25 protein-coding genes and 1 pseudogene are annotated in these 25584 nt (G+C 40.2%); 25 read left to right on the plus strand and 1 reads right to left on the minus strand.

Features of this window, described 5'->3' with window-relative positions; translation table 11 throughout:
- The first annotated feature begins 137 nt into the window (after nt 1-137).
- The 9 genes and pseudogenes from JO375_RS14310 (at nt 138) to ahbB (ending at nt 8102) form a co-directional block, all read left to right on the plus strand.
- Nucleotides 138-587: a deaminase domain-containing protein gene (locus JO375_RS14310; RefSeq protein WP_229525180.1), complete on the plus strand. Its 450-nt coding sequence runs from the start codon at nt 138-140 to the stop codon at nt 585-587.
- A gap of 21 nt (nt 588-608) precedes the next feature.
- Nucleotides 609-1313, plus strand: coding sequence for an Imm3 family immunity protein (locus tag JO375_RS14315; protein ID WP_229525105.1), 705 nt, complete (start codon nt 609-611; stop codon nt 1311-1313).
- Between the two features lie 705 nt (nt 1314-2018).
- Nucleotides 2019-2753: a BlaI/MecI/CopY family transcriptional regulator gene (locus JO375_RS14320; RefSeq protein ID WP_229525106.1), complete on the plus strand. Its 735-nt coding sequence runs from the start codon at nt 2019-2021 to the stop codon at nt 2751-2753.
- Between the two features lie 595 nt (nt 2754-3348).
- Entirely contained in the window at nt 3349-3411 is a 63-nt protein-coding gene (locus tag JO375_RS14325; RefSeq protein WP_229525181.1) for a hypothetical protein, read from the plus strand.
- Between the two features lie 17 nt (nt 3412-3428).
- Entirely contained in the window at nt 3429-3620 is a 192-nt protein-coding gene (locus tag JO375_RS14330) for a hypothetical protein (protein ID WP_229525107.1), read from the plus strand.
- A gap of 515 nt (nt 3621-4135) precedes the next feature.
- A pseudogene (locus JO375_RS25065) lies at nt 4136-4318 on the plus strand (radical SAM protein); the annotation flags it as partial.
- Nucleotides 4319-4894: 576 nt separating this feature from the next.
- A complete protein-coding gene (locus JO375_RS14335; RefSeq protein ID WP_229525108.1) occupies nt 4895-6067 on the plus strand; it encodes a radical SAM/SPASM domain-containing protein in 1173 nt (390 codons plus the stop codon).
- Between the two features lie 43 nt (nt 6068-6110).
- Nucleotides 6111-7094, plus strand: coding sequence for a radical SAM/SPASM domain-containing protein (locus JO375_RS14340; protein ID WP_229525109.1), 984 nt, complete (start codon nt 6111-6113; stop codon nt 7092-7094).
- Nucleotides 7095-7112: 18 nt separating this feature from the next.
- Nucleotides 7113-8102, plus strand: coding sequence for a siroheme decarboxylase subunit beta (gene ahbB / locus JO375_RS14345; RefSeq protein WP_229525110.1), 990 nt, complete (start codon nt 7113-7115; stop codon nt 8100-8102).
- A gap of 605 nt (nt 8103-8707) precedes the next feature.
- Here the strand turns inward: ahbB and JO375_RS14350 are convergent.
- Nucleotides 8708-8920, minus strand: a complete 213-nt coding sequence (locus JO375_RS14350) for a hypothetical protein (protein WP_229525111.1) — start codon at nt 8918-8920, stop codon at nt 8708-8710.
- 83 nt (nt 8921-9003) lie between these two features.
- Here JO375_RS14350 and JO375_RS14355 point away from each other — a divergent pair, with 83 nt between their 5' ends.
- The 16 genes from JO375_RS14355 (at nt 9004) to JO375_RS14425 (ending at nt 24228) form a co-directional block, all read left to right on the plus strand.
- Nucleotides 9004-9888 (plus strand): copper amine oxidase N-terminal domain-containing protein, encoded by an 885-nt coding sequence (locus tag JO375_RS14355; RefSeq protein WP_229525112.1) that lies wholly within the window; start codon nt 9004-9006, stop codon nt 9886-9888.
- A 429-nt stretch (nt 9889-10317) separates the two neighbouring features.
- On the plus strand, nt 10318-11202 hold the full coding sequence (locus JO375_RS14360) for a copper amine oxidase N-terminal domain-containing protein (RefSeq protein WP_229525113.1): 885 nt from the start codon (nt 10318-10320) through the stop codon (nt 11200-11202).
- Between the two features lie 255 nt (nt 11203-11457).
- Entirely contained in the window at nt 11458-12300 is an 843-nt protein-coding gene (locus JO375_RS14365) for a nuclear transport factor 2 family protein (RefSeq protein ID WP_229525114.1), read from the plus strand.
- A 74-nt stretch (nt 12301-12374) separates the two neighbouring features.
- A complete protein-coding gene (locus JO375_RS14370; RefSeq protein WP_229525115.1) occupies nt 12375-12659 on the plus strand; it encodes a hypothetical protein in 285 nt (94 codons plus the stop codon).
- A gap of 445 nt (nt 12660-13104) precedes the next feature.
- The gene (locus JO375_RS14375) at nt 13105-13506 is read left to right on the plus strand and encodes a hypothetical protein (RefSeq protein WP_229525116.1); all 402 of its coding nucleotides are present in this window, start codon (nt 13105-13107) and stop codon (nt 13504-13506) included.
- 12 nt (nt 13507-13518) lie between these two features.
- Nucleotides 13519-13794: a hypothetical protein gene (locus tag JO375_RS14380; protein WP_229525117.1), complete on the plus strand. Its 276-nt coding sequence runs from the start codon at nt 13519-13521 to the stop codon at nt 13792-13794.
- A gap of 92 nt (nt 13795-13886) precedes the next feature.
- Complete coding sequence (locus tag JO375_RS14385; RefSeq protein ID WP_229525118.1) at nt 13887-14189, plus strand: ArdC-like ssDNA-binding domain-containing protein; 303 nt, start codon at nt 13887-13889, stop codon at nt 14187-14189.
- Entirely contained in the window at nt 14182-14382 is a 201-nt protein-coding gene (locus tag JO375_RS14390) for a hypothetical protein (RefSeq protein ID WP_229525119.1), read from the plus strand. The genes JO375_RS14385 and JO375_RS14390 overlap by 8 nt, the downstream gene beginning before the upstream one ends.
- A 322-nt stretch (nt 14383-14704) precedes the next feature.
- On the plus strand, nt 14705-15319 hold the full coding sequence (locus JO375_RS14395) for a restriction endonuclease (RefSeq protein ID WP_229525120.1): 615 nt from the start codon (nt 14705-14707) through the stop codon (nt 15317-15319).
- Nucleotides 15320-15782: 463 nt separating this feature from the next.
- Entirely contained in the window at nt 15783-16247 is a 465-nt protein-coding gene (locus JO375_RS14400) for a hypothetical protein (RefSeq protein ID WP_229525121.1), read from the plus strand.
- Nucleotides 16248-16315: 68 nt separating this feature from the next.
- Nucleotides 16316-19828: an NACHT domain-containing protein gene (locus tag JO375_RS14405; protein ID WP_229525122.1), complete on the plus strand. Its 3513-nt coding sequence runs from the start codon at nt 16316-16318 to the stop codon at nt 19826-19828.
- Between the two features lie 200 nt (nt 19829-20028).
- Nucleotides 20029-21363 carry an RES domain-containing protein gene (locus JO375_RS14410; protein ID WP_229525123.1) on the plus strand — a complete coding sequence of 445 codons (1335 nt, stop codon included), beginning with the start codon at nt 20029-20031 and terminating at the stop codon, nt 21361-21363.
- Nucleotides 21364-21680: 317 nt separating this feature from the next.
- Entirely contained in the window at nt 21681-21947 is a 267-nt protein-coding gene (locus JO375_RS25070; RefSeq protein WP_377532617.1) for a restriction endonuclease, read from the plus strand.
- 276 nt (nt 21948-22223) lie between these two features.
- Nucleotides 22224-22463, plus strand: a complete 240-nt coding sequence (locus JO375_RS14415; protein WP_229525124.1) for a hypothetical protein — start codon at nt 22224-22226, stop codon at nt 22461-22463.
- Nucleotides 22464-22484: 21 nt separating this feature from the next.
- Nucleotides 22485-22868 carry a hypothetical protein gene (locus JO375_RS14420; RefSeq protein WP_229525125.1) on the plus strand — a complete coding sequence of 128 codons (384 nt, stop codon included), beginning with the start codon at nt 22485-22487 and terminating at the stop codon, nt 22866-22868.
- Between the two features lie 271 nt (nt 22869-23139).
- Nucleotides 23140-24228 (plus strand): hypothetical protein, encoded by a 1089-nt coding sequence (locus tag JO375_RS14425; RefSeq protein ID WP_229525126.1) that lies wholly within the window; start codon nt 23140-23142, stop codon nt 24226-24228.
- Nucleotides 24229-25584: the final 1356 nt, after the last annotated feature.

Below are 25584 nucleotides of genomic sequence, written 5' to 3' on the forward strand. Positions count from 1 at the left end.
TACATAAATTTTGATTTAGGTAACGTAGACGATACGGACTAAGATCGTTTTCTCCTTAGGGGACGGGTAAAGGTGTTCAGGGGAAAAGCGGGAGATTTCCTACTAAATCAATTGATCCAATAGCGGATAAACATATTATTGATAAAGTATCCGAGGCAAGGGGAGGATTATCAAATAGATATAAAGAAAATGGTAATTTTGCTTATGCTGAAGTAAATATTAAAGGCGTCGAGAAAACAGACTTTTATGCGCATAGCGGAATTCATGATGTAAACAAAAAAATTCCTGGTTCTGAGGAGTTTTCATTCAAACCTGACGAGCCAATATTTAAGGCAACTGAAGCTCCTGATAAAGCAGGAAATACTTACTTGAGGGACGGAGATACAGAGTATAAAATCTTAAATGATCTAGCAAATAGATTAGGCGATAATCCAAATGCAACTGGGAAAATTAAATTATTTACTGAAAAGGACACATGCGGTAGTTGTAATAAAATTATTCAACAATTTGATAAAAAGTATCCTAATATTACAATTGAAGTAGTTCATAATGGTGATGTTCCTATTCCACCTAAGACTTCAAAATAATTTTTCGGAGGTTTCTAAAAAATGGCCACAAGTTATGAAGAGTACTCGGAATATATAAATGAGACGTATTGTGAGTTTAAAGAAGAGGAAAAGATGAGTAGTAAGGAGGCTATTGCAAGGACATTTAATGAATATGATATGTCAATGAAAAAAAGTGAGACAGATAAAGCGGTGATAAGTGTTATCATTGCAGAAATTTTAGTTTCTCATGTAAGGATTCTACACACTTTTAAGGATTATATGATGGAAACAATATCCGAACTAAATTTTAAATTAATAGAACAAGAGAATAAATTATCAAGTGATCAATTCAATGAATTAATTTCACGTAAAGACAAAGTACTTAAACAATTGGATAATAAACCTTTGGATTATTATCCAAGGGTATGTTGGTACTATGAAGAATTGACAGATGAACTTAATAAATTTTTTGATCAAATCAACACAGACTCCATAAATGAAGAAGAAATAATTGCTAGAGTTCTTAATCGTTTTGAACGAGATTGTAAGAATACATTGAGTGAAAAAATAATCGTGTATACAACGCTAGCCGAAAATCTTTTGAAATTTGGATACACAAGAAAAGAAGGCTTATATAGGATTAAAGAGGAGTTGCAGCTATTCAATGTGGAAGATATTCGTGATGAGCAACTGATAGAAGAGGAGAGGAGGGACTTGGTAGTAAGAATTGATAACGTGTTAGAGCAATTCAACAATATAAGTTAATATATATAAAATTTGAGATTATTATAACGAACATACACGACCAACAAACCAATATTAACTTCAAAAAATCTCGATAGATTTTTTTTAAAAAAAAGGCTTATTCCAAGGATAAATGAAAAGGAATAAGCCTTGTTTACAATAGACGAATAAAAATAATGAGAGAAGGAATTACCCGTGTTGTGGTCTTTTTTTATCCGGTGGGTAGATGAAATAGATCCCCCAGTGCCGAGTGAACCCATCATTTAACCAATAACACAAATAACCCATGTAATACCTTTATAAAGATTTCTTCATTTCGGTTGTACGCACATCAAATGCTTGAATTTTATACCCTAAAAAGTGCTATTCCGATACATTGAACAGGTCGATTATGGTCAGATACTACCATGATTGACCTGTTTTTTGTTATGATCGCTTTCTCACAGGATTTTCAAAATGCTACGCAACTGTAGAATACGCCGCCCCGATAGGGAGGATGAAAGGCAAAGCATCTTTTGAGATAGATAGTCCGACCATTAATATTGTCAGGATGTATCTGAACAATATCCGCAATAAATCTGGAAGTTGTAGCGATTGTTATTGTGTAAGCAAGGAATCTGGTGACGACCAGTTGACATATAAAGGTGAGGTAACGATTGGGCTAGCCGCCTTCCCCACTCCACAGCCGCCGAGCGGCGGAACACCATGCGAAGGAAGGTAATGGAAATGAAATTGACCGATTGGAACGAGCTGCATTCTGGCTTGTTCAAAAATACTTGTGCTGAGCAACTGGAAGAAGAAGTAACATATCTTCATGAAGTCGACACCACGTTTTATGCGAAAGTTCCGCAAGAAATCCGCCGCTGTTTCTTCTTGGACGGCAATGCGGTCAATGTTCTGCTTGAACTTGTGTCGTGGCGCATGTTAGACAGTGGGCGGAAACGTGAAGTCACGGAGTGGTTTGCTATCAATCAGCAAGTGATGGCTCTCTATCTTGGGCTTAGCGAGAATACTATATGCTCCAAGCTAAAGGAGTTGCAGAAGAAGCAGTTTATTGAGGTTCAACGACGTGGACGGAGGAACTTCTATCGACTGAATACAACGTTGAACCCCTATCTCGTCCTTTCGGAAGCCCTTCATGCGTTCTTACGACATGTCTACAGCAAGTCCAACTATGACGTGGTACTAGAGCAGATGGAGGACTTGGACAAGGAAGCCTATCGCGAAAAGCAGGATTTGTTTCGGGAAGTTGTCGCTATGGCGGTTCTACCGACAATTAGGAACAAGGACTTCTATCAGCCGTATGCGAGACGAATACAGGAAGATATACGCAATGCGGCGGTGGATGAGACAGGTATGCTGTCATTGGTCAACTATCACAGCATCATACTGGGCTTGTGTACGGAACTGAGCGATAAAATCGAACGACGAGTACGGCTGTTAGACGGAACTGCATCGTAAAGAGCCGCCCTGTTTCGGCGTTAGAGTGACCGCTAAAGCCCCAAAAAATTGAGGTTTATTGCCCCAATATTTTGGATTGAGGGGACTGTCAGTCCTAAATATTTGGTTTGAGAATCCTCGATCACAAAATTTTGGTTTGTATATATAATAAATACTTTAAACATCTATTGTATCCATACCTGTAAAGAAGATTTGAAAAAATACCCTTGACTGCACGCACTCCTGCGGAGCTCGGCGGATTTCTTTCCATAGCGGTTTTTATGGGGAGGATACTTTACTCAAGAATTAAAGATAGAGTTCCGTCGCCGCTCCTCCCTGCACCGTCGGGCGGCTCATTGGCTCTGGGAACGCATAGAAGGCTCATATAGACGTTTCTACAAGTGGTAAAGGTCGTTGGTAGTAATGTTGGAGATTTTAGTCATTCCAAAGTTGATAAGTCATAGGAAACCTATGTTGATGATGAATTCCCAAGATATAATGACACGGAGGCAAAGATTCTTGAAGATATTGCTCCTCAAATAAAAAACCCTAATGTTAAAGGGCGAATAGATTTGTTACAGAACTAGATGCGTGCCAAAGTTGCTCCAATTTAATTATGGAATTTAGACGTAAGTTCCCAAATATTGAGTTAAATGTCTATTCTAAAAATATGAAATAAGGACTGATGATATGAACATGACAAGTTATGAATCAATAAAATCATCTATAGTGTTAGACTTTGAGGAATATATTGAAGAAGAAGGTTTAAGTGTGGCGCAGGTTTCAGCAAAAACTTTGGAAGAAGATTGGAGAATAGTAAATGATAATTTCTTCAGATCATGGGATAGTACCAGCATAGCTGTCATGAAGTGCAAACGTATCAGTTAATTCATTCGACGACATTGTCCGAGGGCTGTTAGCGAACAAAACTGTTGTCTGTCCGATGGAAATAAAGTTTTAGACTGGAAGGCTTGATATTACGGGCTTTGAGAAAGGGATAATCGTCAGCTTGCTGGAAATTAGTATTAGGGGTAGTACCAGCTAAGCTGTCACAGCTCGCAAAGAAAACCAGTGAAAAGTTCTGGTTTTTGTTGGTATCGGAACCATAGTTCTGCTTTGCACTCGTTATTCTGATTCAACGTGGTTTCCAAGGCGCAGTTTGAACCACGTAGCTGTCATGAAGTGCAATGATGTCATGTTCGCTGGTACTGCCCCGATTTGTTGGCGGGCCCCCTGGTAGATCGTACCGTGAAAAGAATATAAAACTTTCAGGTTTATTATGTGATTAAGTAGGAGATAGCTAGTATTGTTACAATTTAAATTAGTGATTAAATAAAAGGGAGGGAATAACAATTAGAAATCATTTAACAGTAGGGTTTAATTACTAACATAAGTGTCCTCTTAATTGTAACTTTTGTGGAAACCCAAAATCCGTTATTGGAGATAAAGAATTTACCCCAGAGGAATTAACCCACCTTGTCATTGAATTTTCTAAACATAAAGATGTCGAAAAATTTGTTCTAACTGGTGGTGAACCTTTCCTCTTTGTGTCCGAAGAAAATAAAGTATTAGACTGCAGTTGTTGATTTGACTCGGTTTTTTGGTCGCAAAATGTCAGGTATTGAGAAATAAGTTTTAGACTGGTTATGTAACTGATTCTCTTGAATCAAGGGAATCAGAAAAATAAAGTATTAGACTATTGGAATAGGTGCGTCCATTGGGGGGATTTCTCTGCAACTTTACAGCTGTTTCTTTAGTATGATGGACGGTGTGTACATGACCCGGGAAAGTTAGCTCATTTCATTGCTCGTTCTTGTCGTTATGATCATAGCAACTGGCTAACGGTAAGAAAAAATCATTTCGGCCACGACCTTTTTGATACCTGCAGCATTGCGGTTTTTTTCTTGAAATATAAGACTTTTTAGGCTTCGCGCCTATCGTTTGGTCTTATATTTTTACGAGAAACGTACCTAAAAGCGATACTCGTATCGCTACTTCGGAAGCGTAAGCTCTAATAAGACGCCGTCAGGCGTTTCTTCTTATTGCAGACCCAAGCATTAATGCGGCGCAAGAGCAAGATAATAGCGCATATCCTTATTCTCACAAGTTATTTTAAGATAAAGAGAACTGGTATCTAATTATAGGGAGATGAGGGAGCGGAAATGATTAATGTAACGAAACTACTTACCGGTATGAAGGGAGAAGGCGATGACCTTCGTTATACCATTAAGCCGGGACACAAACCGCATGGCGTTTCCGCGGGCAGAGGGCCTGTCGTCGTATGGAATTCGACACGGGCTTGCAACTTAACCTGTAAACATTGTTATGCGAATGCCTGTCCTGCCCATGATCCCGATGAAATGTCGACGGAGGAAGCTAAGGTGTTTATTGATAATCTGGCCGCCTTCCAGGTGCCGGTACTGCTTTTTTCCGGTGGAGAGCCTCTGATCCGCAAAGATATTTATGAGCTGATTTCTTATGCGTCAAGCAAAGGGCTTCGGCCGGTAGTATCGACCAATGGCACATTGATTACCATGGACAGGGCGAAGATGCTAAAAGAAGCAGGGGTTAAGTATGTCGGTGTAAGCCTGGATGGGCTAGAAGAGCGCCATGATGAATTTCGTGGGCGAAAAGGGGCCTTTGAACAGGCGCTTCAGGGTATCCGAAACTGCTTGGCCATCGGCCAGAAGGTAGGGGTCCGGTTCACGATCAGCAGACATACATATGAAGACTTGGATGGAGTCCTTGATTTGATCGAGCGGGAAAATATTCCTCGGGCCTGCTTCTACCATCTCGTCTATTCCGGCCGCGGGAGCGCCCTGCAGCAAGAGGATGTTACCCATGAACAATCCCGGCATGCTCTTGACCGGATTATGGCTAAAACGATGGACCTGCATGTGAAAGGCAAACCGGTGGAATTGCTCACCGTTGATAATCATGCGGATGGCGTTTACTTATACCAGCGGATGATGGAGCACGACCCGGAGCGCGCAGCTGAACTGCTTGGCTTGCTTCAGAGAAATGGCGGCAACCGTTCCGGAATAGCCATCGGCTGCGTGGATTGGCACGGCAACGTCTATCCCGATCAGTTCACGAGAGATATCGAAATCGGTAATATCCGCAAGCAGAAATTCAGCGAGATTTGGCGTGATGCCGCTCATCCGCTAATGGTCGGCCTGCGCGACCGTAAACCGCTGCTAAAGGGACGCTGCAGAGAATGCAATTGGCTGGATATCTGTAACGGGAATTTCCGGGCCCGGGCTTCGGTAAGCGGTGATTTCTGGGCGGAGGACCCATCTTGTTATTTAAGTGACCGAGAAATTGGAATCGTATAACACTGGAAAGGAAGGCTGAATACGCATGCTCGTTTCCTGGAATGTGACCAAGAAATGCAATTTATACTGCGAACACTGCTATCGCGACTCGGGGCCGACATCGTCTATAGAAGACCAGCTAACCACGGAGGAAGGCATCCGGCTCATTGATCAGATCAAGCAGGCCGGATTCAAGCTTCTCATATTCAGCGGCGGCGAGCCCTTGATCCGTGAAGATCTCTGCGAATTGATCGCGTATGCCTCGTCTATCGGCCTTCGTCCCGCACTTGGCAGCAACGGCACGCTTCTGACCGCCGCCAAAGCTGCGGAGCTGAAAAAAGTGGGTTTGGGAGGCATTGCCATCAGCATAGACAGCGCCACGCCTGAGTATCACAACCGGTTCAGGAATGCGCCGGAAGGCTGGCAGCAAGCATTGGAGGGCATCCGTTATGCCCGGGAAGCAGGGCTGAGAGTGCAGATCAACATGACGCTGACCGAAGGAAATATGGATGATTTCGTGCAGGTTGCCCAGCTTGCCGAGGAGCTTCATGTATCCTCTCTGCACCCGTTCTTTCTCGTCCCGACCGGACGGGCCGTCCATATCGAAGAAGACGGGCTGAAGCGGGAACGGTATTACTCGGTTCTGCGCAGTGTTCTGTCCAAACAGAAATCAACATCCCTTGAAATCAAACCGACATGCGCACCCCAGTTCATGCCGCTTGCCAAGAGCATGGGGCTGGAAATGCGGTACACGCGCGGTTGTCTGGCCGGGGTCTCCTATTGTTCGGTGCTGCCGAATGGCGAGGTGCATATTTGTCCGTACCTGCCGGTCAAGGTGGGGAATGTTCGCGAGCAGCCTTTTGATGAAATATGGCGGGATAATCCGGTGTTTCGGGATTTAAGGGACTTCAAGAAATATGAGGGAGAATGCGGCTCCTGTCCCGATGTGGGCATTTGTGGCGGCTGCCGGGCGAGATCGTACTATTACAGCGGCGGCAATTTCATGGCCGAAGAGCCGTGGTGTTACAAAAGATCGGCGACGCTGTAAGCTGGGGAGGTGGGAACAGTGGACCTGGATTCGAACGACCGGAAGCTGCTGAATCGGCTGCAAATCGGGCTTCCTCTGGTCAGACGCCCTTGGAATGCCATTGCGGAGGAACTGGAATTGCGCCAGGAAGATGTGCTTCAAAGGCTTGAAAGGCTGAAGAAAGAGGGATTCATCCGGCGGATCGGCGGGGTGTTTAATCCGGCGGGACTGGGATTTAGAGGCTGTCTGTATGCGATGGCAGTCAGGGAGGATCTTTTTTACCAGACCGCTGCTGTCGTCAACAGGTATAGAGGCGTAACCCATAACTACCGTCGGCGCAGCAGGCTCAATATGTGGTTCACGCTGACTTCCTGGACCGAGGAAGAACGGGGGGCTATTCTTGAAACGATCCGTGAAGCTGCGGGCGGGCCGCTGCTATATGAGTTCCCCTCCGAGCAATTATTCAAACTAAAGGTCTTCCTGAATATGGAAGGGAAGGCTGATGCATCAGCCATTACACCCAGCCCGAACTTGAATGGAGGCGCAACTTCCAAACAGGAACCATGCAAAATAGAAATAATGGATTTGCAGCTGATCCGCGAACTGCAGGGAGATCTTCCGTTGTCACCCGAACCGTATACCGAGATTGCCAATAAGACAGGTTGCAGCTTGGAAGAGGTGTTTCTGCGCTTGCAGGCGCTGCAGGCAGGAGGAGCACTCAAACGAATCGGAGCCGTTCTAAAGCATAGGGAAGCGGGATTTTCAGCAAATGGCCTGTTCATCTGCGTACTTCCTGAGGAGCATATACCTGAGGCAGGAAAAAGGCTGGCCGGTTATTCGGAAGTCAGCCACTGCTACAAGCGCCGGGCGCATCCCGATTGGCCGTATAATTTATACGCCATGATTCATGGACCCGATGAAGCGTCTGTTCGGAAAGTTGCGGAGCAATTTGTTCGGCGGGAAGGCATCAAGGATTACGATATTCTGTTCAGCACGGAAGAACTGAAGAAAACGAGCTTTTCGATCTAAAGCGCTTCTTATATTCACACGGATGCCGTCTCTTCAAGGACAGTGTCTGTTTTTCGTGTTGACAGGTTAACGCTCTTTGACTATATTGAGTTTATTCGTAATACTTACAATTTTACACAGATCGGAAGTACCGAGCGTGCAGTCTGAAAGCATCGGCAAAGGCCCCGCTAACCTTAATTGTCGGCGGGGCCTTTTTTGCTTTATAAATGTATGAAGAAAATATAGTTCTAGACTGGAATTGTTGATTCTACAAGGTTTTGGAGCTGAGGAATCGTCAGCCTTTGAGAAATAAGTTTTAGACTGAATATCCAGGAGAAGGGGTCCGTACCGCAAACCGACACTGTTCGGAGAAAATAAAGTAGTAGACTGAGTATTGACTGGTGATCGCCCTGCAGTTGATGGCCGCTGGGCCTACGGATCACTGGGCCAATCCGCATCCGGAAAGGCATTCGTCAGTCTACAACTTTATTTTCCGAGTCTAATGTAGTGTAGTGCTTAGAAAAATTTATTTGAGCCCACCACCGTATTTGGATGCTGCTTAATTTCCAATTTACAGGGAAATGGGCTAACTATGTTTTATTAAAGGCAGTGTAAGGTACTGTCGCTTATAAGACATCATCATCAGCTAACTCATCTGCCTTGCGTTCGTAATCTTCTAAATTAGCAGGAATCTTTAATCTTACTTTATCGCCATCAAGTACTACTCCCATTTTGCTCGCATGTTTGAACGGATCATACGGTTCATTGTTTTTAAGGCATGAGTATAAAACTTGGGCAATCTTACCGCAAACATGACCAATTGCTTTTCTCTTCGCCATTCCTCGATCAACTAATCGCTTATAGTAAACACGAAAACGGTTTTTAATTTAGTGAATTACAAATTATTGGAGGTTAGTTAGGTATGAAAAAAATCTTTCTTTCATCTATGCTTACTTTAAGCATGCTCTTAACGTTTGCTATCCCGCTTTCTGCTGCACCGTCGATTCAATTGGTCATAAATAGTGAGGTGGTACATTCAGATGCCCCCCCTGTTTCTGTAGCAGGGAGAACTATGGTTTCTTTAGCTTCCTTAAAGCCGCTAAAGCTTAATCTAGTCTGGAACGCGGACAAGAAGACGGTGACTGTCAATGCTCCTGGGGTAAAAGAAAAGCTTATACTTACGATCGGCAAAAAAGAAGCTTCTTATGGAGAAAAAACACTTACTTTGGATGTGCCTGCTCAATTGAACAAGAATCGCGTAGTTGTGCCATTGCGCTTCATCAGCGAAGCCTTTAAAGCAGAGGTGGAGTGGAAAGCGGACAAAAATACTGTCATTATCCGGAGTGCTGATCAAGTAGAAACATATAAGAAGCTGTATCAAGGTACGGATTTGGTGGCGGCACGCAAAATCGCTGTAAATCTTCCTTCTAAGGATGAAAATACGCTTAATAATACCGAGGAGGGTGTTTATTATCAGTATATCTTTCCTGAAGGAGAAGCATTGAGATATTATTATGTTGTTGGGAATTTATATACTTACTATGAAATTAAGGATGATGTTAAACATTTAGTTTGGGAAGGTGTAGAAGAAGATGATCCGAGGCAGAAAATGAAAGAAAAAGGAAAGCGTCCATCGGAAGACAACACACAATATTATTTTTTAAAAGAACGTGTGGACAATAGTGTCACATATGGTAAAGTAGGGGCCAAAAAACCAGTAACACAAGCTTTACCCGGTAATGCTTCGGTATTAGCGGATATTATTTTACCTATTTCCGGTGAAGTAAGGAAAGACCAAATTAAATAGATTATTCACTTCAATTTGGACGTCCTGAGCAATAAGGGACGTCCTTTTTATGTTTTAAGTTTTCTATTCCAGTAGGTTGAAGAACAACAGGACAGAAGCGGGGAAACAGGCTCATGCTACTGGTCTAAGACGGCAAGAACGGCCACCTAAGATCGCACCGCTGGATTACTACTCACGTGGATAACTAGAGCACCTACGCCGGGCGAGAGCGACCTGGCCAAGGCGCTCTACGTTCTTGGCGCTCGGCTTAACGCAACCCACGGAGCGAAGGGTCTTGAAAGGGGATTAGGGAAGGAAAAAAACACCGGGAACACTCCATTTCGCTCATCATCTCAAAACATATGAATTACTTTGGTATGGATTGGAAACTTTCGAATTATTTCATACGTCTTATGTAAGGGTACTCATCGAAAAAGGAGGTAATTTATCTTGAAAAAGGTTATTGTGTTTGTGTTTTTCTTCGTGCTTATGTTTCAATCCTGGGCGATTGCTGATGCTGCCAATCCTATATCCGTTAACGCGGTGAATGTGAATGGAAAGTTTATAGCAACTGATGTTTCACCTATTATTAAGGACGGGCGTGTTTTGGTCCCTATACGCACGCTTGCTTCACTTGGGGTAACCTATCAATGGGATAGTAAAAGTCAGTCTGCTCTCAACACAAAAGGCAAAGATCAAATTAAGCTGACGGCCAACAAAAAAGAGGCATTTAAAAATAACCAAGCAGTTCAGGTAGACGTTCCTGTCCAAACTCAAGGAAGGATATTGGTACCCATCCGTTTTGTTTCGGAGAACTTTGGCTACAAGGCAAACTATGAGAAGGTCCGGTCTATTTTATTTATTCAAGACGGAAATTATAGGGTAGACCAAGAGAGCTTACAGGCAGAAGATTTACAAGCAGCCCGTCAGGCTGCTATATCGTTGCCGATTCAATTCTCCTTCAAATCGCTTTCTTCTTTAGAAAGACCGGGGGCTAATAAAGACTATGGTTATGTCTTCCCGAGAGGGGATGCGTCCAGATACATGTATTCAAACAATGTTGGACACACAGTAGTTGAAATTAAAAATGGAGTGGCCAAAGCAGTTTGGCAATTTACGGAAGGAAATGGTCTGGCTGATATTGTATCCAGTGCTGGTCAGAAACCAAGTTATAATTACGTCGAATGGGTAACTGATATTATGATGTTTAATGATGAGAATGGGAATATCAAAGCTGTATACAAAGATGAGAAAGGTCAACAAAAGGATCTCACTGCAAAGGCGAAATCCTATATAGATATTATCCAACCTATTCCTAATGAGACGAGAAAATAATAGCTAATACTGAATCCATTTATTAAAGGACGTCCTGGGCAGCAGGGACGTCCCTTTATTTTGATAGACAACAGTTTTTAATTTAGTGAATTACAAATTATTGGAGGTTAGTTAGGTATGAAAAAAATCTTTCTTTCAGAGTTGATGAAAATCTATCGCTCTCGGGGTAACAAAATTTTCACATGGCTGTAATGTACATTTATTCCAAAAACATGTAAGATGATTATGTAAAAAAAAAGAGAGGATGGAAGATGAATGAAATTTCTAAGTTTTAATGGTAAAATAAAAAAGACAATGTTATTGGTTCCTTTGCTTGCAATGTCAGTATTTCCTGGTCTTACGGGCGCAGAAAGCGTTTCGAATCAGGAATTAGCTAAGCAGGCTATAAAAAACTATGTGGAAGCAGGAAAATCTGGAGATGGTTTGGAAGCTTCAAAATGGGTGATAGATACCAGATTTAACAACAAAGAGGAACAAGCTAAAGTATACAACGAATCATTAAAAGATAGCCCATTCTCCGATGTTAGTATTACAGATGTGGCTTCTGCCTCTGATGGTACTTATAAAGCCACTGTTGAACTAACCAGGAAAGATGACGGTTCAATCAATACAGTCACATATCCAATTATTAAAAAGGACGACAGCTGGAAAATTCTGATAGATGGACAACAAGAGACAAAAAGTAAAAAGGTTGAAAAATTATTGCAATCTCAGAAAGAGAATAGCACTTCGTTGGTCAAACCTATGTCTACTGAACTCGCAAGATATGGTGTAGGCGGTAAGGAATGGGTCTCTGCGGGGGATCACACATACAGTAGTCAGTTTAATATGAACAAGGACAGAATAGGTATTACAGGTTGGCAGCAGATTCCTGGAAGCACATCAAAATGTGCTGTGCGTTATAGTGTTGTAAGCAAAGGTTTTTTTAGTGATGAACCTTACGGGCAGGCATTCCATACAGGTTTCAATTATTGGGATGGAGATGCTTTCTATGAATCTATATACACAGGCCGCACACTTTCCGGTGTATTTCTAAAAGCTACAAATGAGGAAATTGGTAATTCCGTGAAGGTAAGAGGACATGTTTACCACAATTAAGATTAGGATGCAAGGAGATCTGGAGCTTTGCTCTTCAGGTCTTCTTGCTACTTTGTTTTCTATGGAGGTTGAAAATGGTTTTGCTAAAAGATAGTTCTACCAAAGAAGCAATTCGAGAGCAATATGAACAAATTTGGAGTGAACTTTTAAATAAAGATGAGGAAAAAGCAGAACATGTTTTAAAGAAATTGGAATATGAGTTGTTGCCTACCCGTCAGAAAATCCTAAGACGATGGGGGAAAATTCTATCTCCATTAAAAAAACGTTTTATCTGGATTATCCTTTTTAGTGTGATTGGGTTCTTCCTTTTAGCTTACGTATTATTTATCTACGTATCATTGTGGGTTGAAGATTATTAAAGACGTTTCTGGGAAACCGGAAGCGTCTTTTTTTTATGAGCCGGTTGAAACCTAAAGGCTGGTTATAACCAGCCTGGGTACCTGTAGCAAGCAGGCTGGCTTCCCAATCGGTGAGCAGAAAAGTTGGCAGGGAAAGAGCGGGAAGCTGGCTCATGCTACTGGCTCTAAGGCGGGCGCTCTTGCCGCCTTAGAGCCAGTACGCACCGCTGGGCCGCTACTCACGCCGATAACTATAGCGCCTACGCCGGGTGAGAGCGTCCCGGCCAAGGCGCTCTACGTTCCTGTCGTTCGTTTCACGCAGCCCACGGAGCGCAAGAGCTGTAGGCCAAATCAAAGATGGCAGGCACACATCATGAGCCGCTACGCTGGCGCTGCGCTTTATCATCGTGCTTATCGATTAAAACCGTTTTGAAAGTAGACCAGGGAAGATGGAGAGAACCGGCGAATGCCGGTTCTTTTTGATGGAAAGCATTTTTTTCCCTTTTGGGGAAGCCAGCCATGCGGCAGGCAACGTCCAAAAAATGCTCTTTTGACAACCAAAATCCAAGACAGAAAGGAAGAAATACACATGCCGAACATGCTTAGAAAGTTCTCTTTAGGTCGGGTAGTGGGAACGCCGGGATGTTTGCAAGCCGTTTCGGATGATGAAATTTTGTTAGCTCTACGCTGGCATATTTCAGGGAACTGGGGCGAGATATCGGAAGAGGACAAGGAAAGCAACGAGCAGGCTTTAAAAGATGGTGGGCGGCTGCTATCGGCCTACAGAGCAGCGAGCGGGGTCCGGTTCTGGATTATTACAGAAGCAGATCGCAGCGTCACCACGCTGTTACTGCCAGAAGAATATTAAGGGGGAGCAATCATGAAGGATGAAGATTTTACAACGGTTTTCAGATATGTGCGTGAGGTCGAGACCGAGGATTATTGGCCATTTTTAGAATGGTTGGTCCTTGCGCGGATTCAGCGCTGTGAATCAAATATATGCAGTTTGGAAATGCAGCAGGCAGCGGGTGACCAAGAAGAAAATTTGGACGAGCTTCTTATTGATTGCCGAGCAGAGTTAGCAGCATTTCAAGACTTAAAAACATTTGTAGATCAAAACAAAAATGGAAAAGGCCCCAATCGCGGTAACGATTGAAGCCTGATACAAACCTCGCTGAAAGGTTGGTAGGGACGGATGCTATCCGTTCCCACCTCCTATCATAACACGGGAAAAAATGGGAGAGCAATATGAAAAATGATGTATACGAGCTTGTAACTAAACGCATTTTGGATATGCTGGCGGCAGGTGTTGCCCCGTGGCGGCAACCGTGGGTTGTCGGCGGCGCGGTCAACTGGAAAACACAAAAACCCTATCGCGGCATTAACACGATGCTGCTGGATTCTGGCGAATACGCCACGTTCAAACAAATAAAAGAATCAGGCGGCAGGGTCAAGCGGGGAGAGAAGGCGCAAACTGTGGTGTTTTGGAAGTGGCTGGAGCTGAAGGACAAAGACAGCACACGAACCCAAAAAAATACCGTATTTGCGTAAATCTGCGGTGTTCAATATTCAAACGCAATGCGAAGGACTACAAAGCAAACGGCAGGAACTAACGTTCCAGCATGACCCGATTGCCGCTGCTGAAGCGATCATAAACGGTTATGTAGGTGGACCGCCTACGAGTTTTATGTCAGGCCGAGCGTTCTACAGACCGAGAACGGACACGATCGCCGAGTTGTATTAAAGCCCACCTCAGGGACGCGTAAGCAATTTTTTTAAGTTACCCTGTTACCCGTTTTCATTGCTACTTAACATATATTTACCACTTTCTTCAATGACGCTCTAGGGAAACCTAGAGTGTTTTTTGTATTCCATCATAAAAGACGGATAAAGAATGAGGATTAAAGAGACCGATTCTCGAGGGATACGTGGAATTTATGCTTTATAAAACAATAAGGCTATTATTTACTTTTTCACTTTTTTACATTTTTACATCTTGTACGAAATAAGTCCCAAGTGTAAAATTCCCTTATAGTTCATTATGCTTATTTAGTAGGAGGAGAATCATGGCTAGAAGGAAAAGTAAATCGAAACAGGAAGAAGAGTTATTCCAAGGGCTGGCTGGTATGGTCATGCTGGGAGGTATTGCAGGTACATACTCGTTAACTAAATCCTGGGGTGCTTCAATGGTGGTTGGAGTGCTCGGAGTGGTTGGTGTTGTTCTATTAATGATCAGCATTCAGCGTAAGCGAACTGAGCGCCTAAAGAGATCCGGTATTACACAGATTGACAAAATGGATGGCGTGCAGTTTGAACATTATCTGGGCCACCTGTTCCGATTTCAAGGTTACAAGGCTGAAGTAACACAGGCAACTGGTGACTTCGGTGCTGATTTAATTCTTTCAAAGGAAGGCAAACGAATAGTTGTACAAGCGAAGCGTTACAGCAAGAATGTAGGCTTAAAAGCGGTTCAGGAAGTACAGAGCGCCCGTGCACATTATAGAGCAAATAGTGCATGGGTGGTCACCAATAGCAACTTTACACAGCAGGCCTATGAGTTAGCTAAGTCAAATGGTGTCAGACTAATTAACCGTGATGAATTGATTGAGATGTTGCTACAGATGAAAGGAAAATTGTCTGCATCCAAGAAAGCCAATGATAATGTAAAGACAAGTGCATAATTCGTTTATTAGTCTCACTCATTTTCAAATAGAAAACTGTATCTCGCAAGTACTCATTAGAATCCTTTAGGTTTACCATTAATGCTGATGAAGCACGTCAGTTCGTGCAGTGTTCCATTAAATGTGATAATACTCAACGATGTTCCGTTAAGCCCTGGCTTCCGTGATCTACTAGAGGCAAAAATCGAGGCATTTGAGCTATATTGATGCACTTTGGCTAATGCCGCAGAGATAACTGGTTAGAACGATTTTTTCGTTAGAGTGGTTTTGTCAGTCGAAACCTCCTGGTTGTGATCGAGTCTTAAACTTAGCCACATAGGGGACTTATTTATCTTTTATTAGAATGGAACAAGCAATCAGCTAATCAATATACACTGGAAGGGCAAAGAATCTGCCTAGTGTTAAAGCAATTTTGTGAAAATGATATAGAAAACAATTATACTTCGAAAAGGATTGGTTAAATTTGAAAAATAATGATGAGGAGATCCAACATTCCTGGTGTCGCTTCTGGTATTTACGTGGAGACAACGAGGTAAGATCTATGTGGGAAGGGATGCATATACCTTCCAGACCGGATGATAGAACAAATCTATTCGAGCTAGATCAGCTTTCTACAATACCCTGTTTAATCCTATTAGGAGATGCCGGATTGGGAAAATCCACAATTATTGATGAATACCAAAGAAAAAAAATATTGAAAAATAAATTATATCTTAATTTGCGGTATGTATCTACGAAGGGAGAATTAAAGGAACAAATCTTCCAGCATCCGATTTATCAATCTTGGTACAACAGCAAAGATAGCATGAATCATCTTTATTTGTTTCTGGATAGTTTAGATGAAGGCATGCTGCAGTTAGGCTATTTGACGGAATTATTATTAGAATATTTACAAGACGTGATACATCAAGGCTGTTTTTGCGGGTAACGTGTAGACCTGGACTATTTCCTGACTCGTTTGAAAAAGGGTTAGCGAGATTGTGGGGGGACAAATCTGTGAAGGCATTTCAGTTATCCCCGTTATTTTTGGAAGATATCTCACAGGCTTGTGTGGATTATAAAATCGATCGTAAAGATTTTATGAATATAGTTAAAAAAAGCAATATGACGGGATTTGTTACCACACCTGTGACTTTGAGAATGCTGCTAACACACTTCAAAAGTAATGGAGAATTTCCGAGAACGAGAGACCAACTATATGAAATAGGCTGCTTAGAGCTGTGCGCGGAACCAAAGCGTAAAATGATAACTGCTCTCCCTTTAACACCTTCCAAGAGACGCTTTGAGATTGCTATGTTAATGGGAGCTATAACGATATTTTGTAACAAGCAATTGATCAGTAAAGGGAACCCTCTTTGTAATAATGACGTTGTTTTCGATATTCATAGCTGGAAAATAACTTCGTCAAAAGTATCAGGTATTCATTCGGATGACTTTGAAGAACTGTTACAGACGGCCTTATTTAAGGAGTTAGAGCCAAATAAATTTAGCTGGGCGCATTATAGTTATGCGGAATATTTAGCTGCTAGGTATGCACAAGATCAAGAACTAACAGGATCACAAATTATCAGTCTGATTGAGAATGAGGAAAGAAATATTGTTCCGCAGTTATACCAGACATCTGCATGGTTAGCCGGATCATCGGAAGAAGTATTCAACCACATCTTGCAAAATGATCCAGAAGTGTTGAGCCTTTGTGATTCCAATTTACTAAGTGATTCAAGCAAAAGAGCCCTGCTCATAGCTTTGCTGGACAGATATGAACAAAGTGGATCTTACAATCGTCTAGCCAGTTGGGATTTTTTTAAGCAACTCTATTTTTCTGGTATCGAGGAAGTTCTTCTTTCCTATCTAGATATGCGAACACTGTATTCACTAAACTGTAGATTAATTCTTGGTATTATAAAAGAAATGAAGCTTACATCGTTAATAGCAAAATTATTTGAAATTGCTACAGTATGGTTCAATCCTTTGCTTGCTGAACAGGCGCTATACGTGTTAACCAAAGTAATTGAAGAAGAAAAGGATAAGGCGGAATTAAGGAAAGTTCTTTTAGAAGGAAAAGTGGATGAAGATAACTCAAGTTTAGTCGTCAATTATTTATATCCCTCTCATTTATCTATAGAAGAGATTATTTCCTTTCTAGAATTAAAAAATTGGAACATGGATGTTAAGGAAATATTCACTTTCCTTTCAGAACACGATCAGTATCGAGTCGTAGAGCTATTAATTAATAGGGAAAGAGATAGTGATTTTTTTTTTGAGACCCAGATGCTTGATTGGCTGTTGATTCTTATGGGGGAGCAAACAGAATATGCAGAAAAATGGAATTCGCTAGCCTTATCAAGACTCCATATTAAGGGCCACCTCATACTCACACCAAGTATATTACATAGTGAAGATGTAACCTGGGATACAAGAATGGAATTGGTAAATTGGACTTGGGGAAATGTGGGAACTGGTACATGGTTTCGCATATATGAGTGGTTCAATTCAAAAGATTTGTCTGATCTCGTAAACCATATTGAAACAGTAGCTGAAAATGAGTTTCGGACTGAGCTGATTTTTTTGACTGTCCAACTTATGAATCCCTATAGTGAAAAGGATATAACCGATGTAAAACCACTTTACAAATGGATAGAAAATAACAGTAGAATGGTTGTACCAATCCAATCTTTGACAAGTGTAAATATGAGAAGCTTACCGGTTTTTACTGCCAATAAAAAAAGTAGGCATCTAAGTTTTGTAAGTAAAAGGGAATCTTTAAAACGTGTAGGAATTCTGCTTGGGGCAGAGAAAAAAGATGTAACACGTGTTTGGCCGCTGATTGCTCGGCAGCTAAGACCAGACTTACTTGAATTATATGAGCACTGCATAACTAAATCTCGAGCTTGGCCTCTTTTTTCAAATGAACAAAAAGAAAGATTGCTGCAAACAGCAAATTTATTCATTAATAAATTTGAAGTAAAGTATTATCCAGATGAGTACTGGAGATCAGATTTATCCCCGATATGTTCAGCGTTGCAATTAATATGGAAATTGCGTCCGCAATTATTTGAACAATTGTCAAATGAAAGATTATATCTTTTGATTCCATATATGGTTCATCCGAAGATGGATTCATACGATAGCGGTAATGATATTTTTCGTTTTGCCTACAAAAGAGCTAAATCCAAAGAAATTATTAAGCCTCTTCTTTCTCTTTTAAAGAAACGCCGCTCTATAGGATCTTGGCATGGAGATCGATCCATAGCAACAGAGAGAATCAATCACGTTTGGGATGAGAAGATAAATAAAGCAATTCAACATATCTTGATGGAACCATTGCTACCTAGAACTTCGGCTAGAGATTTATTGGGAATTTTATATCTACATGAAGAAGATACTGCTTTGACTTTTTGTGAGGATATCATAAAAGAACGCTTTCTGAGCTATTCTTCATGGAAGAAAGCTGTAGCTATAGCTTCCAAAATGTTGGATTCTGCCAAAGACGGTGGAGAAAAAATACTCACAATTTTATTAAGATCAAAAAAAAATGCGGATATCAAATTTGTATATTACGTTCTGAGGCTATACTCCAAAGATAGATCCGATTTTAATTATCGAAATAAATGGACCCCCGCAGGGTTGATAGAATTATATAGTTGGATTCATAAAAATGCTGGTCTATTTAAGAAGGAATGGAGGGTGGGGGTTGAGGAGTGGAAATCATATATCCTAAATGAAACGGAATCCATTGATATCTTAAAACCGGAGCATGTACTGCAATTAAAACAACTAATTCCAGACTGTAATATTGTGCGTGATCATTGGGAAATGATCAGGGTTCAGTTCCAACGGGAAAGTTGGTATGCTCCTTCCATAGAAGGACTGCTACATATGACGGAAAATGCTGAATCAAAGCCCATAACCAATGAATATCAGTTAATTGAGGCTCTTCGGGAATCATTAGAAGCTTTTGAACTTGAATGGAATGGTAATGAGAATCCATTAGTCGCACTTCTTTGGAACCAAAATAAAGGAAGCTTAAAGCATCAATATTGGCCAAAAGACGAAAATTTACTATCGGACACGTTAAAATATTTTGTTTCAAAAGATCTGCAGAGAAGAGGACTGATAGCAAATAGAGAAGTGCAGGTTCTTCGCAAACAAGGAGGCGAAAACGGGGCTCTTTTAGATATTAAGGTTGAGGTTCCTGCAACGAATGGCACTAGGACTTTACGTGTGTATATTGAAGTGAAGGGTTGCTGGAATGAAGATTTGGAGACTGCCATGCTAGACCAGCTTACTAATAAGTATATGGTTCAACATCATTGTGATTTCGGTATGTATGTTGTAGGCTGGTATCAGTGTTCACATTGGAAAAAAGAGTGGGATTATAGAGCGGGGAAAGCACCAACGTACTCTATTCATAAAGCAAGGGAGCTATTTAGTGCGCAGGCTAAGAATATATCTATTCAAAGTAGAAAGAGAATAGAGGCTGTGATATTAAATTTATCCTTGAGGTGAGATCATTTATATTTTCTCTGCCTAATGATTAAGTTAGACCGATTGCTAGAGCTATTGTTGTTGAACGGCATCAAACCAGCCACTTATAATTACCTCAGTGTTCGGAACTTTGTAACATTGATCAATCTATATATCATAGAATGACAGGATCACGTCGTATGGGCATCAATTGATTAACTGATGTTGAAAGGATGATATATTTGAAAGCATTACAACTGGGTAGTATTACGGAAACAACCATGTGTTCTTTTTGTTGGGGGGATTTGGCCGAAATATTCGATAAAAACAGACACAATTTGCTCGAGGATGCTGGGTATGAAGTGCAGATTGCAGAACTAGGGGATTCGACGATATGCGAAGTATGCAGTCAGAAGATCAACAGTCACGAAGATTATTATATTGTAACTGTTGATGATGCTGATTTGGTGGAAGTGGTCGATGAAATTTCAAAGCTTATTGGTGGTTGTGAACATTGCGAAGGAAGTGAAAGAGGGCATCTGGCCCATAACTATAATAAAGATTTAGGTCCAGATGAAGCGGAAATGGATGTCTCCGGAGAATCACTGAGTAGTTATTTAAGTGATCAGGGTGTACCAGACAATTACATTGCGCTATTTGCGGGTTATGTTAATTGTCCTCGTTGCGGGAGTGGTCGAGATGCTGATCCACGTGATGATCCAAGTGCTCAGGGGCTCGATGTACACTCAGAAATCTTCACTGTGAGTGATGTGAACTTTTTTTGGGGTGATGATTTCTATGATGAGTCCGCCTTACATCATTACTGCAGTTTCACAAGTAGCTATGGATTTGGCGTTAAGCATGAGGACTTAACTGAATTCGGTAAATTTCTGATTAAACATCCAACTATGGGCACCAAGCATCCTGTTGGTGATATGCTTTTTCAAGCTATTAAGCTCCATAAACAAGAAGGCCAAGGAATGAGGCTTAAACCGACATTGGATAACGGAATGCTGCTGTATCGCGGCCGAAGTCGTAAAGAGGATTCGACGGAACAATATCCAGCGTCAAAAATGTGGTCGCCACCTGAAGGAAATGCCAGCCATGGACGCTACAATGCGATCGGTGTACCGGTATTATATCTTACAAATGACCTGGAGGCTGTACCGTATGAGATCCATACAGCAGACGACGAAGTAATCGATATAGCAAGCTTTGAAATAAAAAAGGAACTGCTACTTTTTGATATTGGGGTTTTCGATCAGGGCTTTGAAGGCTTCTTTGAAGATAGTCGAGCTGATTCTCGGTTGTTAAAACATCGATATTTATTACCCAACTTTATCGGGGCATGCTGCAGTCTGGTTGAGTATGACGGAGTGAATTATACTGGTGTGCGAGAGGCTGGACCTTATACTAACTATGCACTATTTATTCAGGAAGAGGACCGTGATGTCGGAATTATCGATAAAATTAAAACGTACAAGCAAACGATCGTAAGAACGATAAATGTTATTGAATCTATTCCTGAAGAAAATGATCGCGTTAAAAGTCGCCTAAAAGGGACCTTTATGTTTTAACAATACAAGTTCTTGTCCCTTGCCGAGGACAAGAACTTGATTCCTTCCCGTAAAGGACTAACGTTTGCCCCAGTAGACTGTACTTAATCACACTCAAAACCGGTGATGAAGGAGAGAAATTAAAACGGGCCAATAAATTCAATGTTGAATAGGCATAGGAGGGCAGCCAAAAGATCATCAGGCATTCACAGTTCTATCCTGCGCCTTCCTACTCCGATTTGGTTCGAATCCGGTGGGTGAACAACAAGCTTTTCTTTATGAGAAAACTCAGTAAAAAAACAAGAGCATTGGATATCAGGTGAACAATACCAGGTAACCTGGATGAAGGCATTGATCTCATCATCGAAATAAGTGATGGCCGTATTGGGGTTAAATGCAAACGTTACTCAGGTAAAATCTCAGTTTCGACCGTGCAAGAAGCGTATGCTAAAAAAGATATGCACGACTGTGACAAAATTCTGGCTGTAACGAATTCCTACTTTACTGCTCCCGCCGTGAAGATGGCAGAAAAGATAAATGTAGTTCTCTGGGATCACGATGAACCGGTAACCGAGCTGTTAGAGGTACAAATTTTGTATTGGTGAACGTTTGCCTAAAGAATACTACGAGTTAAACGAAGTAAATGAAATTGCCATTTAGATGTTTCGCTGTGACTGTATTTCGCCGGTGCGTCTCCAAAATCAGGAGCGAGTCATCCGTATGTCCGGAAGAATCCGGGTGCAGCGATTCAAGGTGGCTCTTTTAATCGTGAAAGATTGAGGTGTCTGAATGTGTATAATTAAGCATTTGAAATGTATGATTAAGAAAGATTTGATTATTGTCCCAAAAATCATTATCACAATAAAATTATAGAAAATGGGTTGACAGAAGAATTATTGAATCAAGTGAGGATTAAAAAAAATGAAGCACAACATAAAATAAAGAAGGTAAAAGGTATTGGTGAGTTACTAAATATACATATCCAGATCCCTGATATTGAGGTGAATCGAAACCTTGAAATTATAGAAATACAAGAATGCAAACTGAATCCTTCTGGCTGTAAATCAAGCTATGAGATTGTTCAGAAGCATCCTCAGGTATTACATGTGGAGCTGAATTAGGAAATTGGGATTTTAAATTCAATGGCGGACGTAATTGAGCATCTGAGGGAGCTGCACAAAGAAAAAGGTTATCCAAGAGATGTGTATTATAGGCTTTTCTTTGATAGAGACGATCATATGACTTGTGTTTATTTTGATTTAAGTAATTATGATCCTGATAACTTGGCCATCCTGTATCTGTCTTTTGGCAAGACACCAATGAACTATCGGTCAAGAATGTATTTAAAACATACTGATGAAGATGTTGGAATTTTAAAGATAGTTGATTTTTTCTCTATAGAAGAAAACAAAGGACATGGGGCATTTATGCTCGAGTCACTTGTCGATTTAATTCCACTATTGAATCAGAAAATAGAGAGAAGGAACCAAGAGTATTATGGTTCTTTCTGTAAACAAAATCACTAATCTGTCCGATACATACATAAGGATGTTTTATTGTTAAATATACCCTTGAAAAATATCATTTCACATATCATTTATATTAGACCTCGGTTTAAGATAACAGCTACTTTAATACGCACAGCATTATGTAAATGCAGCAACCAGAAAGGAAATGGAACGTGAATCGTGAGGAAATTCTTCAACATTTTACAAAAGAGGTCTACGAACGCTTAAGCACCAAATGTTATTCACGAATGCATATTTTTAAGGACGATAACAAAAAGGGGAGAGTTATTTGTTTAGAAATAGAAAAGGTAAAAAATTTAACAAAAAACAAAGATATCAAAAAAATGAATTGAGTTTCTCAGAAAGAACAACCAGATTAGTATTAGTTCTAACTATAATAGGAGGTATTTTTGGATTTATCGGAAGTTTCTACCTAGATTTTTTTGTGTATTCTTTTTCGTCAAGAGTACCTTTGGAATTTTCTATAGGTGCAGAACATATTGTACTAATATGTTTAGGAATAAGTTTAACCATGATTATTGGGAATATTATAGTTTATATCTGGAGAGAGTTCAATAGCTTTAATTTACAAACAAATCTAGTAGAAGTTATAGAGCAAAAAATAAAAAAGGCAAATCAAGCATACAGTAACATTTTTAAGAGTATAAATATGAATCTTTCAATATCATCAATAATAATTGTAGTCTTTATTGTCGTTCGGAGTTTTTATGTTAAGGATCGTTTGGTTATCGGAATGACACTTATTTTTACATTTTTGGTACTGTCTATAATCATTTTGTTTTGTATTAAGAAAAAATATAAATTTGATCCTAAAAAAATACTGAATTTAATTACGCGTATATCAATTATGCGTGTTTGGGTTTTTGTAATAATTTCCTTTTTGTGGTCTTTATTTGGTATAATAACTATGATACCGAAGCAACCAATAGATATTAAGTTTGAAAACTCAAATATTGTCATTGACAGCGACAATTACCCACCACAAAATGTTTCTATTACTTTTATGAGTTTCGATAGGAAGGGAACCCCGCTTGCAAAGAAAATACGTTTAAAAGAGGATGATTTTAAAGTAGCTTTTCAAGAAGTTATAGAAAACCCGAATACAAACGATGATTATTTGTATCAGTTGAGAAAATCGTCACCTAGTAGTGATCAAGTAATTCAAATGGGGAATACTATGTATAACTATCGTTATAAATTAGATTACAGAAAATATATAAAAGAAGGAGAAAACTTTGTCCGTATCACTTTTGATGCTAAAGGATTATCCAGCAATAAAAATACAACAATTGTTACTCCAATAATTTATAAGGATAAGAAATATGACATCCAACAAAATGAATTCCATATCAAATAGTTGTTATGAGACAGCAAATCGCAGTCTTCTTTCTTACTTACTTCTATTCGGTACTGAAGCTCGGGAGGGGACAGCAAACCTCCTCTGAGCGGTATGTAGAAACACAGTAGATATCACTAAGCATGAGTAAAATGGTAAATCCCCTTATGACGGAGTGTTTTATTTGCTGTTCACTGATGTGAAATTCCGCAACCAGGTATAAAAAGATCTGCATAACTTCTTCGCAGTAAGTGGACAAAAGTGGTAATATAATTGAAGTTACTATGAAGAGACTGTAACGACGGGAACCCTAGATCTAGAATTGTCTGTATCTCGGGATAACATATATGTAACGGAAAATCGGAATTGACGCAGCATTACTTGAGGAATTCATTTTGCATCGCGTTATGTTTAACCATCAAGTTTGTTAGTCCTGCTATGCATAAATAAAAAGAACTCATTTTTGTTAATGAGTTCAGGCTGTCGAGACTTCTCGACAGCCTATTTTATGTTGAATTTGTTTAATGCGACACCGCATTAATGTTATATATTATAGGTAACTTTTTTCGCCTCTGGTTAGTTCAATTCAACATTTTACTCTGGAACCTAGAATTAAATCCAAGTATTTTTCTAATGTGGAAGTTGCCTTAACGCAAGATTACTTATATAGAGATGAATTTAAAAATGATTTATATAAGCAAAATTGTAGATGTTTCAAAGCTATAGACCAATATGTTAAAAAGAAATTCATCAAAAAACATCTAAAATGTATACTAATGCTTCAAGAACTTAGGAAGAATGAAAATGAAGAGTTTCCTCCCATTTGTCCATATGCATATGCTTATGTATTTTGGAAGCAAAGTTTATTAGGGAGAGAGCAATTTTAAAACACAACTCAGATGTAAGGCACAAACAAAAGATTGAAATTATGCTTCCAAATGTAGCTAGAACGATTAATTTTAATGAATTTAAATGCCCGCTAAGTACTAAAACTATGAAGAAATTGTTATTCAAAATGAATACTTTTAAACCATTGAGTGTAGCAATGAGAATTTACAAAAATCCAAATGATGAAAATAAAAGAATTGAATCTTACGTTAACCAATATGTAAGGAAACTAAGAATATAAAACACAATTTAATTCGCCTTTATTAGGCGTTTTTTTATTTTTGCTGTAGTAATATACTCATCAGATATAATAAAATAATATTGCATGGGGAATGAGATAAGATTCTTGTCATTTATGAGATAAAGTTCTTGTCATCCGACACCAGAGACTAATGTCGGGTGATAAGAACATTATCTCATTAATTGCTGCGAAAATCGCGGCTTTTTTTATTTTAGGGATAAAGTTCTTGTCAAAACCAAATGACAAGA

This window comes from Paenibacillus farraposensis (genome assembly GCF_020736845.1).
In the GTDB taxonomy this organism is placed as follows: Bacteria; Bacillota; Bacilli; order Paenibacillales; family Paenibacillaceae; genus Paenibacillus; species Paenibacillus farraposensis.

What these genes read in the sequence shown, in the direction of transcription:
- JO375_RS14315 (WP_229525105.1), top strand. Translation starts at nt 609, where the DNA reads ATGGCCACAAGTTATGAAGAGTACTCGGAATATATAAATGAGACGTAT.
- JO375_RS14320 (WP_229525106.1), top strand. Translation starts at nt 2,019, where the DNA reads ATGAAATTGACCGATTGGAACGAGCTGCATTCTGGCTTGTTCAAAAAT.
- JO375_RS14330 (WP_229525107.1), top strand. Translation starts at nt 3,429, where the DNA reads ATGACAAGTTATGAATCAATAAAATCATCTATAGTGTTAGACTTTGAG.
- JO375_RS14335 (WP_229525108.1), top strand. Translation starts at nt 4,895, where the DNA reads ATGATTAATGTAACGAAACTACTTACCGGTATGAAGGGAGAAGGCGAT.
- JO375_RS14350 (WP_229525111.1), bottom strand. Translation starts at nt 8,920, where the DNA reads ATGGCGAAGAGAAAAGCAATTGGTCATGTTTGCGGTAAGATTGCCCAA.
- JO375_RS14355 (WP_229525112.1), top strand. Translation starts at nt 9,004, where the DNA reads ATGAAAAAAATCTTTCTTTCATCTATGCTTACTTTAAGCATGCTCTTA.
- JO375_RS14365 (WP_229525114.1), top strand. Translation starts at nt 11,458, where the DNA reads ATGAAATTTCTAAGTTTTAATGGTAAAATAAAAAAGACAATGTTATTG.
- JO375_RS14370 (WP_229525115.1), top strand. Translation starts at nt 12,375, where the DNA reads ATGGTTTTGCTAAAAGATAGTTCTACCAAAGAAGCAATTCGAGAGCAA.
- JO375_RS14375 (WP_229525116.1), top strand. Translation starts at nt 13,105, where the DNA reads ATGCCGGTTCTTTTTGATGGAAAGCATTTTTTTCCCTTTTGGGGAAGC.
- JO375_RS14380 (WP_229525117.1), top strand. Translation starts at nt 13,519, where the DNA reads ATGAAGGATGAAGATTTTACAACGGTTTTCAGATATGTGCGTGAGGTC.
- JO375_RS14385 (WP_229525118.1), top strand. Translation starts at nt 13,887, where the DNA reads ATGAAAAATGATGTATACGAGCTTGTAACTAAACGCATTTTGGATATG.
- JO375_RS14395 (WP_229525120.1), top strand. Translation starts at nt 14,705, where the DNA reads ATGGCTAGAAGGAAAAGTAAATCGAAACAGGAAGAAGAGTTATTCCAA.
- JO375_RS14420 (WP_229525125.1), top strand. Translation starts at nt 22,485, where the DNA reads ATGGCGGACGTAATTGAGCATCTGAGGGAGCTGCACAAAGAAAAAGGT.